General features: G+C 40.0%; 11 protein-coding genes and 1 tRNA gene. 11 read left to right on the forward strand and 1 reads right to left on the reverse strand.

All coding sequences use genetic code 11. The features are described from left to right. Positions 1 to 28: 28 nt before the first annotated feature. From I7804_RS09520 to I7804_RS09570, 11 genes are all read left to right on the forward strand, one after another. Positions 29 to 1,735, forward strand: coding sequence for a GGDEF domain-containing phosphodiesterase (locus I7804_RS09520; RefSeq protein ID WP_248403128.1), 1,707 nt, complete (start codon positions 29 to 31; stop codon positions 1,733 to 1,735). Positions 1,736 to 1,858: 123 nt separating this feature from the next. Further along, positions 1,859 to 6,601, forward strand: coding sequence for an FtsK/SpoIIIE domain-containing protein (locus I7804_RS09525; RefSeq protein WP_248403129.1), 4,743 nt, complete (start codon positions 1,859 to 1,861; stop codon positions 6,599 to 6,601). A gap of 41 nt (positions 6,602 to 6,642) precedes the next feature. Beyond that, a complete protein-coding gene (locus I7804_RS09530) occupies positions 6,643 to 7,365 on the forward strand; it encodes a LytR/AlgR family response regulator transcription factor (RefSeq protein ID WP_027204931.1) in 723 nt (240 codons plus the stop codon). After that, complete coding sequence (locus tag I7804_RS09535; protein ID WP_022752935.1) at positions 7,346 to 8,143, forward strand: hypothetical protein; 798 nt, start codon at positions 7,346 to 7,348, stop codon at positions 8,141 to 8,143. The genes I7804_RS09530 and I7804_RS09535 overlap by 20 nt, the downstream gene beginning before the upstream one ends. After that, positions 8,140 to 8,388, forward strand: coding sequence for a hypothetical protein (locus I7804_RS09540; RefSeq protein ID WP_022752936.1), 249 nt, complete (start codon positions 8,140 to 8,142; stop codon positions 8,386 to 8,388). The genes I7804_RS09535 and I7804_RS09540 overlap by 4 nt, the downstream gene beginning before the upstream one ends. 12 nt (positions 8,389 to 8,400) lie before the next feature. Next, positions 8,401 to 8,793, forward strand: coding sequence for a hypothetical protein (locus tag I7804_RS09545; protein WP_022752937.1), 393 nt, complete (start codon positions 8,401 to 8,403; stop codon positions 8,791 to 8,793). After that, entirely contained in the window at positions 8,790 to 9,023 is a 234-nt protein-coding gene (locus tag I7804_RS09550) for a hypothetical protein (protein WP_022752938.1), read from the forward strand. Before I7804_RS09545 ends, I7804_RS09550 begins: the two co-directional genes overlap by 4 nt. A 59-nt stretch (positions 9,024 to 9,082) precedes the next feature. After that, positions 9,083 to 9,286 (forward strand): hypothetical protein, encoded by a 204-nt coding sequence (locus I7804_RS09555; RefSeq protein ID WP_022752939.1) that lies wholly within the window; start codon positions 9,083 to 9,085, stop codon positions 9,284 to 9,286. Positions 9,287 to 9,301: 15 nt separating this feature from the next. Continuing rightward, positions 9,302 to 9,568, forward strand: coding sequence for a hypothetical protein (locus tag I7804_RS09560; protein WP_022759040.1), 267 nt, complete (start codon positions 9,302 to 9,304; stop codon positions 9,566 to 9,568). 274 nt (positions 9,569 to 9,842) lie between these two features. After that, on the forward strand, positions 9,843 to 10,160 hold the full coding sequence (locus I7804_RS09565; RefSeq protein WP_248403131.1) for an FHA domain-containing protein: 318 nt from the start codon (positions 9,843 to 9,845) through the stop codon (positions 10,158 to 10,160). Between the two features lie 35 nt (positions 10,161 to 10,195). Continuing rightward, the gene (locus I7804_RS09570) at positions 10,196 to 12,214 is read left to right on the forward strand and encodes a serine/threonine-protein kinase (protein ID WP_248403133.1); all 2,019 of its coding nucleotides are present in this window, start codon (positions 10,196 to 10,198) and stop codon (positions 12,212 to 12,214) included. A 142-nt stretch (positions 12,215 to 12,356) separates the two neighbouring features. On the opposite strand, the gene I7804_RS09575 is transcribed toward I7804_RS09570, so the two are convergent. Further along, positions 12,357 to 12,440: transfer RNA gene (locus tag I7804_RS09575), tRNA-Leu, on the reverse strand. Between the last annotated feature and the right edge of the window lie 272 nt (positions 12,441 to 12,712).

Consider the following 12,712-nt stretch of genomic DNA (forward strand, 5'->3'; position numbering starts at 1 on the left):
TCTGAAATCTTATTGGGAAAGGACTATAGTGAACGAGGTATTAAAAAGCAAAACACTTAGGGAGTTTTCAGAGATCTTGTTGAAGGATGATAATTCCATCAAGATATCTCAGGAAGCATTTGAGGCAGTATCAAAGTGGTTGCCATTGGGGAAGGTTGTTTTAGAAGTATCATTTACACCAAATGATACTAACATTATTATTGATAAAAAAAGAGTCTCCCGTCCCTTGTTTGTAAAAGATAAGGGACTGGAGCTGTCAGAATATCAGGAGATATTTTCTTTTGGCCCTGCCGACAGGAATATCTGTTTTTTGTGTACTTCAACTTGTGAAGATGGACATTTTACAGAAGAAGAGAAAGAGATACTTAGAACATTTCTTTCTGAAATGTATATTCATGTCGAAAGGATGTATCTGAAGAAGGGACTTAAAAAAGCCTACGTAACCCAGAAAGTATCCGGGCTTCCCAATCAGGTGGGATATATGGCAAAAGTTCTTGAATGTGTGAAGAAGAACTCTTATGATGCCTACACTGCTTTCTATTTCAACTTGCGTGGTTTCGGACTTCTTAATTATGAGTTCGATGAAAAGGAAGTTGATGTCATTTTAAAACGCTACGGCAGAGAATTAAAGAAAAGACTCACCGAAGATGAAGAAGTAGGTCATCTTGGAGGAGATAATTTTGTTGCTTTTATCAAGAAGGACAGATCAGAGTATTTCTTAAACCAGATCAAGTCCATTCAGACTTATGGAATGTATAAGGGTAAGAGAATACCTGTAACTATTAAATCAACTATTGGAATCTATGATCTTGAAAGCGGCAACATCCACCATCCAGGCGAAGTTATAGGTCAGCCCGGAGCTGCGCTCAACTATGCAAGAAGGAAGCGCAGAAATGTTGTATGGATGACATCTGAGATCAAGAATGAGATCGATTATGACAAGCAGATCTATGACGGGCTTACAAGTGCTATCAATAACGGGAATATCACAACCTATTATCAACCCAAAGTCAATCTTGAGACAGGAGAAGTAATAGGTGCAGAGGCTCTTGTAAGATGGAACTATAAAGGAACGATGCTCTCTCCTGATGGATTTGTTCCGATTCTTGAGAAATCTACCAGAATTAGTGAGCTTGATTTCTTTATTTTAAGACAGGTATGCCGTATGATCGCTGAGAGGAAGAGAGCCGGAAAGGCTGTAGTGCCGATATCTGTTAACTTCTCAAAAAGGGATCTGGAGATACCCGATATTTCTTCGATCATAACTAATATAATGGACAAATACGGTGTTGATAAGGATGAGATCATTATAGAAGTTACGGAGACAGCTTATTCAGATGAGCAGGAGAGACTTTTATCATTCCTTAGACAGATGAGAGATAATGATATATCTACATCTATTGATGACTTTGGTACAGGCTATTCATCATTGTCTGTAATACGTGAGTTTCCTGTAAGTGAGATCAAGATCGATAAATCTTTTATCGACAAAGAGGTCCTGACAAGAGAGGATGAAGCTATAGTTGGATCTGTCATTGCTATGGCCCGCCTTTTAAGACTTCAGGTCATAACAGAGGGCGTAGACAACTGTGATCAGGTTGACTTTTTGCTAAGACTTGGATGCAGCAGTGCACAGGGATTTCTTTTTGATAAGCCGCTTAACTACAATGACTTTAGCAAGATCCTTGACAGAGGACGTTATGAAGTTACGTGGGCCAAGAAGAAAAAGCAGTAAAAAAGCAGTAAAAGAAAAGCAGTAAAAAGAAATACAGCAAAAGAATTATATTTAAAGAAATATATTTAAATAAATACAAGAAAAGATAAAAAACTATAATTAGTATATAGTGCAGGAACTGACATGAGTATAGCTATTACGATATATTCCGAAAGCGCCTTTAAGGAATTTGTTCTTCCGGCGGGAGTTAACAGAAGGCTTGCTCTTCGTATAGAGAGCAGAAAGTTCCGTATCGAAGAAGATGTTGCGGTTCTTTTGGAAAATATAGGCGGAAAATGGAGATTTCTATCATCTGATGAAATAAACTCTGTAAAACTTCCACTTTGCAAGATTGAGAATGCCGGCTACGACCTCAAAGAGGGCGATAGCCTTTCTTTGCGTACAAGATACGGTGAACGTCTTGCGGTCATGGTAAGGGAAAAAGAACAACCCTTTATTGCATACAAGAAGTATGATCTTAGTAATATAGTAAAACTTTCTATAGGAAGCGCTGATGATAGTGATGTAAAGTATTCTTTTCATATATCTGACAGAGAGGTTATCTCATCCCTTCATGCCGTGATGGAAGCTGACACTAAAGAAGGCGGATGGATACTGACAGATAAGAGTACTAACGGAACATTTATTAATGATATTGCTATACATGGTTCCAGAAAGCTGATTTTTGGCGACAGGATCAATATCTGGGGACTATATATGGTCTATGCAGGTGATGTGCTTGCTATAGATCAGACTTCGCATATGACTCTGTCAGATAAGCTCGTGCGGATAGATAATAAGCTGCAGGGTAGCGTAGATACCGGCAGAGATGAAAAGGCACCTGATTATGCGGTGATGCCTGACAATTATAAGGTTATCTATCACAGACCTCCTCGTAATATGGACAGGCTCTGTTCAGATGAGATAATCCTAAAGCATCTTCCTGCAAGTGCCCATATGATCGCCAATGATTCTCTTTTGCCATATACAAGGGTGTCCAAAGAGATAAATCGTATAAGAGAGGACTATTCTGAGTATCTTGATGTGATGGAAGAGAAGATCTCATCAAGCTGTGAAAGAAACAAGAAGATCTTAAACGACAGATATAAGAGCGCTGAAGAGGCTTGCGATTTTAAAAAGGGACTTCCGGATAATCTCTGGAGCAGAAATACTACCCACAAGGATTTTCTGTATCACAGAGTCGGCAAGGGCAGTATACCTTTTCAGATGAAGGTGGAACTGCCTGAAGGTGACAATGTTTTCTATGATGATGAGCTTGATAAAAGGTGCCTTGATATATCCAAAAAATACAAGATGCTTGAAGATGTACCTGTATGTGTGGACCTCTCCGGAGAGAATCTTATTGGTATAGTCGGTGGTAACGGTAAAAGGGGCTCATACCAGATAGTTTATGATCTTATAGCCCAGATCACAACTCAGAACTGCTATACGGATGTAAAGCTTGCTTTCATTACAGCAAGTGATATATCAGGCAATAATGAATCCTGGTCCTTTGCCCTTTGGTTTCCTCATGTATGGTCTGAAGACAGGAAGAGGAGATATATAGCTTTTGAACAGGAAGAGGTAAGTGATGTATGTTATGACCTTACTTCTGTGTTCAGGGAATATGTCAAGAATCCTGAAAAAGAGCATCCGCACTATGTGATCATAGTAGAGGATCAGTCTCTTCTTGAAGGAGAGCTCATAACCAAGTATCTTTCAGATCACGAGAATGCTCCTTTTGTTACAACACTTCTTATGGCTGAGGATGTGGCTGATCTTCCAAATGCCTGCAACCTTGTTATAGAAAATGATAATAACTATAAAGGTATGTATTACATCCGCGAAGGCAGAGGCAGCGGAAGAGAGATAGAATTTGACAATATAAGTGCTGAGATCTTGTATGAGCTTTCAGGTACTTTGTCAACTGTTGTAGTTGATAATGAAGGCGGAGGCGGTGAGATTCCGGATGAAGTCAGCTTCTTTGATATGTATGGTGTATCAAGCCCGGAAGATCTGCATATTAAGGACAGATGGCGCAGAAACCGCACCTATGAAGGAATAAGAGGACGTATCGGCCAGATAGCCGGTGGGCGTCCTTGCATTCTTGACCTTCATGAGAAGTATCACGGTCCTCATGGACTTATAGCAGGTACTACAGGTAGTGGTAAGTCTGAACTTCTGCAGACATTTATTTTGTCGCTTGCTGTGGAATACAGCCCTGAAGATATTGCCTTTTTCCTTATCGATTATAAGGGAGGCGGAATGGGCAATGCATTTGCAAAGCTTCCACACGTGGCCGGCCAGATATCTAACCTGTCCGGAGCGCTTGTTCGCCGCGCAATGGTTGCAATAAAAAGTGAGAACAGACGCAGGCAGCGCCTTTTTATAGAAAGCGGTGTTAATAATATTGATGCATATACAAGGCTTTATAAAAACGGTGAGACTAAAGTTGCGCTTCCGCATCTTTTGGTAATAATAGATGAATTTGCACAGCTTAAGGCTGAAGAGCCTGATTTTATGCGCGAGCTTATAAGTGTTGCGCAGATAGGTCGAAGCCTTGGAGTACATCTGATACTTGCTACTCAAAAGCCCTCAGGAACTGTGGATGATAATATCTGGAGTAACTCAAAGTTCAGAATCTGTCTGCGTGTACAGGACCAGAAGGATAGTATTGAGATGCTCCACAAAAGCGACGCAGCATTTTTGTCAACTACAGGTAGAGCTATCCTGCAGGTAGGAAGTGATGAGCTTTATAAAGAGTTTCAGTCAGGTTATACAGGTCAGGCCTATGATAAGGATGGATCAGGTCACAAGATAACAGCAAGACTTCTCACTAACACAGGTCGTGAAGGACTTATTGGTAACTATCTTGAAAGCCGCCGCAAAGCTGCTCTTCGTCATGAATTCATCCTTGATCTTGTCAAAAATGAAGCTTCGCTTGTAGGTACAGCTTATGAAGATATGCTCTATCTTAATTTTGTAAGATTAAGAGATGAGATACTTGCGGCAGAACCTGAGCTTGACAAGGATCATGATGCTCTTGCAGACAGGATCATAGAGCGCTCTGAGACGGAGAATATAAGACTGCCTCAAAGACGTGAAAAAACTGAGCTTGAAAGTGTAATTGAATATATAATCGAATGTTCGAATGAACTTGAGCTCTACAATAATAGTCCGTTATGGCTTCCTGAACTGCCCAAAAAACTATCACTGGACTTGCTCGATGGTTACAAGAAGGCATCCTATAACAGCGGCCGATGGCCACATATTATGGGCGGCGCTGATATCAAGGCTTATGCAGGTCTTATAGACGATCCTGTTAACCAGTATCAGATGCCTCTTATTATCAATTTTTCAAGAGGTGGCAATACAGCTGTATGTGGTATGACACTTAGTGGTAAGAGTACGTTCTTGCAGACGGTTGTCTTTTCACTATATCAAAGCTATGACCCTTCTATGCTGAACGCTTATATCATTGATTTTGGCGGAAGAGCGTTTGAAGCTTTTGAAGATGATGCCCATACAGGCGGAATAGTATATGATACAGATATCCAGAAAGTTCCCAATCTTATCTGTATGATACAGGATGAGATCATAAGGCGAAGAAAAGAGTATGCGGGAGCAGGATTTGACGGACTTCGTGCAGAAAAAGGCTTTAAGGATCCCGTGATCATTGTTGTGATCGATGACATGGCTTCACTGCGTGAGAAGACGGAAGGAGCATATGATGATGCCATCATTCAGATTGCAAGGGAATGTGCATCTGTTGGTATATATCTTCTTATCTCCGGAAGCGGATTTGGAATGAGGGATATCCCCGGTAGAATGTCTGAGAGTATACGTAACATATTCTGCTTGCAGATGGCTGATAAAGTCGGCTACATGGATGTACTTCGTACATCGCAGATAGAGATAATGCCTCAGGAATCCATAGCAGGAAGGGGCCTTATAATATCATCCGGTCATACGCTTGAGTTCCAGACAGCGCTTAGTGTGTGCGAAGATGATCTGACAAGGACTGAAAGTATCAAAGATATACTTTCTAAAGAGACTATGAGCTATCATGGGCCTAAAGCTATGGCTATACCGTATATTCCTGATAAGCCGTCATGGTCATTGTTTAAGGATTCTTTAACAAATATTGATGCAGGATTGCTTCCTTTCGGTTATAATATTACAAGTGCACGTATCGAGAGTATTGATCTTGATATGACATATCTGTATCTGATAAGTGGAAGACCCAGAAGCGGTAAGACCAATCTTATCCGTATACTTTCCAGAACCTGCCGCTTTATCGGCGCCAGGGAAGTGACTGTATTTGAAACAAGCGGCAGAAAAGAGCTTAAAAACGATGCTTCAAATATGGGCTTTGGATATGTTTCGGAAGTAGACGGCGTGGTTGGATGGCTTAAAAATATAATTCCTGTTTTTAAAGAAAGATATGCTCTTAAGTCCAAACTTAAAGATGAGGGCGTAAGTGATGAAGATATCCTTCGTGAGATCAGAAAAGAAGGTCATCCGTATTTTATTTTCATAGATGATCTTGTGAGCTTTACTTTGATGATGCATAGTCCGGAAGGCGCAAGTCATAATCTTGCGGGTGCAATTACCAATCTGTTTGAGAAAGGCAGCCTGCTTGATATATATTTCTTTGCAGCCTATGACGACGAAAAGAGAATGGATGCTGCAGGACTTTCGGTATACGAAAGCTTTACATCTTATAAAAATGGTATACATCTCGGCGGTATGGCTGATTCACAGAGTATACTCAGATTTGATGGTGTTCCGTATAGGAAGCTGACTGCTGCAGGAAAGCCCGGATCCGGTATCACATCATCATATAATGATAAGGGCTCGGTACAGGTAGTGATTCCGCTTGCATAAGGCGCTTATGATTCAAACAATTTATAACACATGAGGTTAATATGGTTTATTATCTTTCACTAGTGGACAGTATGCTTGAAACTCGCATGTTGAAAGAACTCGTTCCGGATTATGCGGCCAAGTATACTGATGATTATTGGGATTTTTGTTATACAGAAGATTTCTATGAGGCAATGGCGAGGCTCCAAGAAGTCAGGAAACACGATATTTTAGTATGGGATACTACGGTCAGAGGAGCGGGCAATAAGCTTCTTTCATTAAGAAAAGACAACCCGACAGCCTTTTTGTTCCTCTTTGCTTCCAGCAGGACCAATCCCATGCTCTATGTAAGAGCCGGAATAGCACCGGATGCGCTTCTTTTAAAGCCTTTCGATATTGTTGCTCTTGATAAAGTATTAGAGGAGTCTTTTGATCTTATCCGTGACAGGCTCTCCAAGAGCAGAGGTCAGCTTATAAGTGTCTATACAGGTCATGCACAGAAATATCTCCAGCTTGACCTTATCGATTTTCTTGAAGCCAGAGATAAGAAGGTATTTGTCAGGATCAAGAATCAGGAGTACGGATTGTATGAGACACTTGATGATCTTGAAAAGAAACTTCCGGATCATTTTAGAAGATGTCACAGAAGTTTTATAGTCAATATGCTTCATGCAGACAGCATTATCATTTCGGAGAACGTTATCATCATGAAGAATGGTGACGTAGTACCTGTATCTAGAACATATAAGAAGGAAATCAAAGAGTATGGAATTGAAAATGAATAACGGTTATATAATGAGCAGACTTGATCTTTCAGTCCTTCTTTTATCTGCTAAAAAGGACAGAATCTGTTCACTGGCTCTGCCAAAGGCAAACGAAATTGACGATCTTCAGATGCTTTCAAGCGCATTCAGACTTGCAAGAGACGGTCTGCTTGAAGTTCCTGTAAATGAGGATGTGCTTGATGAAAGTAAAAGGGATTCTGCCATGAGAGCAGATGATATCCATCCTTCTAAAGAGGCTATGGATTTTATGGAGCCTTTACTTTCTGCTCAGAAAGTGATAATGCTGGTTCCTTATGACAAGGAGATGGATCAGAAATTCATCTATATCAGCGATAAAGGAGTTACTTTAGTTGAAGCTGACAGCCATAGACAAGACAGAATAATCGTCACAGCTATTGATAAAGAGGATTTTGAAGACTGGCTCAGACAATCTTTTGATCTTGAAGAGAATATTCCAGGATCAGAGGATGCCAGCAATGAATTCATAAAGGCTATAGATCCTGAAGATATTGAACGAGAGAATCTCAAAGCAGTCAGGAAGATGGATGTTATGGATCTTGAAACATGGATGGATGAAGCTTCTAAAAGTTCAGGACTTACTCCTGTCTTTGCGATGTCATTCATGCGAGGAAGTGACGGTGTTGTGACCAAGTACAGAATGATGCTTCGTGGCAGATTTTCAGAATGGTGCATAGAGTGTCCGGCAGGAGATATTCTTTCAGAGGATGAAGGAATGGAAGTATGGCCGGCTTATGAGAAGATGTGGGCGAATATATGATACTTGTTGATTTGCAGGTTGTATCTCTTGACAGGCATTATCAGTTCAGTCTGGATGAGTCCAAGACTGTCTTTGAACTTATAACAGAGATCAAAGATATCCTGTGCCAGAAAGAACAGTGTGAGATGATGGGAGACGATGATGATCTTATGCTATGTTCAGTCTCACAAAACAGGATCTTGGAAAAAGGTAAAACGCTTTCTCAGCAGGGGGTACGTAGCGCAGAGCGCTTGCTATTGTTTTAGTAGAGGTTGATTATGAGAGTTGATACAGATATTTTAAAAGAGGCAGCTGACAGCAGAGTTAAAATCTGTAAGAGGCTGGAAGACAGATCGCTTGAACTTCAAAGGCTTATCAAAGAACTGGAGTCTTATGAGGGTTTTGATGATATATGTAGTCAGGCTAGGGATATCAATGCAGGTCTTATTAAGGATATCCTTAGAATAAGACAGATGGGTATAGCTCTTCACAGCATATCCAGAATTTATGAAGATGGAGAGAAGCTTATCGCTGATCATTCTGATGGAACAGGCTTTATTATCAAGGGACGAGAGCTCGGAATCCTCAATGATCTTGAACCACTGCGAGCTTCCTATGAACGTGTTGTAAGTGGCGATAGTCTAAGGAACATAGGAGGTGAAGAAAGTTGAGCAGGATAATGGTGGATATAGATCAGCTTGTAAGAGATTCCCAGTCAGTTTCAGAGCACCTTACAAGGATCAGAAACTTAAGACAGGACGAGCCCAAGGAGCTTAAAGAGCAGGGGGATAACGTAGAAAGCGGTATAGAAGAGTATAGCCGTTGTATACGTTTTGCAGCTGATAATTATAATAGAATGAGAAGCGAAGTTCGTGATGTTATCTCTTCAATCAGTATATAAGGATCAGTTTCTTATTTGATCACATGCACGAGATTACGGTCTTTACAAGAGGTTGTATTATGAATAATATGAAAAAAGAAATAGAGCAGCTAAGCAATACCGTCAGAAATATGAGCGGTTATTGGAAAAGTGAAAGCAGTGAGGTGCATCAGGATATTTTTGCAGATATCATTGATGATGCTATGGATTATGCGGATCACTTCCCGGAAGATACGAAGACAAGCACTAAGACAGATGTATTTGATTCTGATCTGTTGAATTGATTATAGAGGTGTTTTATGGCAGATAAAAATACGATAACTCCTGAACTTTTGAAAGACAGGGTACTTAAGATAGAAGAGCTTGCAGATGCCCTTAAGAAAGATGTACTTAATGTCATAGTTGAGAGTGATGAAAAGACATTTGATTCATGGAAAGGCGAAGAGGCAGACATGTTCCGAACCAAAGAAGATGCTGTAACAGATGCCTTGAAAGAAGATCTTGATAAAACAGTAAAGCTTGCAGAACAGATGAGATATCTGTTATCTAAAAGTGAAAGGGCATGATAAGTAATGGAAATATTACAAAAATACTGGTATATTCTGGTGGCTATTATTGTATTGCTGATAGCTTTCATAATAGTCCTTCTTGTATATATAAAAAAATAATGCAGAATATAATAGACAGAACGAGGCTGCAAAAAAAGCTGCAAACAAAACTGCAAACAAAGCATTAAAGAATGTTGCAGGTAAAGGCGGTAGTGTTAAAAAAGCAGCTGAAAGTGATAATGTACATCGTACTAAGTTTGTAGATCTTGGAGACAGAGATTCGGGAGATACAATGCTTTTGTTTGATTCTCCCGGCAAAATCTGGATAAATGATATAGACAGACCTGATAAGATATTTGAACTTCCTTTGTCTGAGTCAGGTGTATATATAGGCTATGATAAGAGCAATCAGGTATGCCTTGATTATGATGATACAGTTTCAGGCGTACATTGTCGTATCTATTGTGCCGGAAGTAAGACATATATCGAGAACAAGAGTAAGACTAATCCGCTCATTGTGAATGGGCAGAAGATTGAAGAAAGCGCTGCTATATACTCAGGAACAGAGATTGTAGTGGGCAAGATCAGGCTCAGTATCAAATTCGCTTGATCATATTTTGGGGCAGCTGTCGGAGGAAGGCATAATTGGGGATTATCAGATGTCCGCATTGTCAGGAGATGATTCCTGATGATTTTACACATTGCGGCTTTTGCGGAAAAGATGTAAAAGTCAAAAACGAAAAATATATGCTGCAGATAGGAACAGTTCTGCAGGATAGATATTATATCGGAGCAGCTATAGGTCAGGGTGGATTCGGAATAACTTATAGCTGCTGTGATCTGCGCCTTGATATGAAGGTTGCGATCAAAGAGTATTATCCGGATCGTCTTGTTCAAAGAGATACAGAGGTATCCGATAATGTCGTCTTAATAAATCCTTCTAAAAAGTCAGTCTATGATCATGAAATGAACAAGTGCCTTCTGGAGGCACGAACACTTGGTGATTTTGCAGATGAACCGGGTGTTGTCAGGGTCAGTGACATATTCAATCAGAACGAAACAGTATATATAGTTATGGAATATCTTGAGGGCATGACCCTTGAGCAGTTCCGTAAGAGGAATCCTGATGTAACATTTGACTTCTGTTATAAAATGTTAAGTCCGGTTATCAAAGTCCTTGAACGTATACACGAAAGAGGGCTTATTCATCGTGATATAAGTCCTTCCAATATCATGGTTCTTCCGGATGGACGTGCCAAGCTCCTTGATTTTGGATCTGCAAGTCGTTTTGATAAGCCGGATGATAGTGATGAGATCCTGGTTCTTAGGTCAGGCTACTCCCCTATAGAACAATACCAAAAGAACATATCTTTGGGACCATGGACTGATGTCTATGCTTTTTGTGCTACTTTCTATTATATGCTGACGGGAGTTAATCCTGTGAGCGCAGATGAAAGAGTAGGAGGGGACACATTGTTAAGACCATCTAAGATGGGAGCTGAGATTCTGGGCGGACAGGAAGATGCACTTATGCACGGACTTGCAATTACTCCTGAACTAAGAACCAGATCCATGAAACAGCTCACAGATGAGATGGAGCTTAAGGTTCCGGTTATCAAACCTGAGCAGATAATCAATGCCAGGAATGAGATGAAATCCCATGTGATAGATGAAATATCCGGAATGGTTACTTTAACTCCGGATAGTAAGAATGCTTTGCAGGATACTAAAAAGATACATCAAAAGATAAGCAAAAAGAAGCTGATAGTATCTCTTGCCGTTGCTGTTATCTGTATTCTTGCAGGAACTTTTACATTGAAGAGAGTCTTTTATAAAGAAGAAATTGTGAACGAAGTAACTGCGTATAGTCTTATCAATGAGAGCGCTTATGGCCTTGATTCTTATGAAAATATAAAACTTAAGATCAAGACAACGATTGATTGTAAGAAAAGTACAAGCTATAAGTCTGAAAGCAGTAGGATAGAAGAAGTTACAGAGGTATGGAAAGGGCAAGGCGACAGCTTGTATGTAAAAGATACCAGTTCTGTCGGTGATGGTAATATCGCTTATATCATATTGGATCATTTAAATGGTGATACATATAGACTTAGCAGGCACGAAGCAAATAGTTATTCAATTGATGATTCATATAATTCATATATCATAACGGCTCTTTTAAATGCGTCATACCTTAATGGAAGCTTGAAACTGGCAGAAGATAAGGCTAAGATAAACGACAGATACTATTATAAAGTAACTGGTGAGCTAAATCCTAATGCCATTGTAAAAACAATAGATGAATTAAATATTTATGAGGATATTCCAAAGAGTTATATAAAGACTTATGGGCTTGTTCCTAACGCTGATATAACTGCTTATTTTGATAGTGAAGATCATAGGCTTAAGAGAATCACTATTACTATGAAGGACTTTGATTGTGATGCGATCAATGAGAAGATAAAAGAATTTAATGAAATCTTTATGTATTCTTATGACAAGATAGGTATCACAATGACTGTTGATTATGCTTATGGTGAGAACGCAGTTATAGACTCGGCAGAAGAGAAGCGCTTTACTGACACTAAAGCCAAGATCGAGGAAGACAGCGATGTAAGCTGGGAGTATGGCTGGGGCTATATATGGGGGCTTGACCTCTTTGAGTGAGGGATGATTGCTTTATAATTTCATGGAATGATAACTGGAATTACTTATGCCCCGGGTCTATACCTACTGTGCTAAGACATGTGGATCCGGGGCATAATAAAAAAGGAATTCATAGCCTAAACTATAAATTCCTTCATACAAATGCCGGTGGCGGGACTTGAACCCGCACTGAGTTGCCCCAAACAGATTTTGAGTCTGCCTCGTCTGCCAATTCCGACACACCGGCGTTTGCAACTTCATAATAATAGCATATTAGCGCGATTGGTGCAAGAAGTAATCGCACATTATTTTAAATAAATAATTCAAACTTCCCACTTGGACGATACAGCATCTCCAAAGGATTTGCAGGGACGTGCTGTATATAGATCATTGCCATGCGGTTAATCGTTTTATACTTCATGGCACGATAGCCGGATCTTTTCATTCTGGGGTCCAAACTCGCTGCGCTCAGACAGGTGGACCCCTTGCAGAATGAAAATCTCCATCTATCATGCTCAT

The organism is Butyrivibrio fibrisolvens (assembly GCF_023206215.1).
GTDB lineage: Bacteria > Bacillota > Clostridia > Lachnospirales > Lachnospiraceae > Butyrivibrio > Butyrivibrio fibrisolvens_C.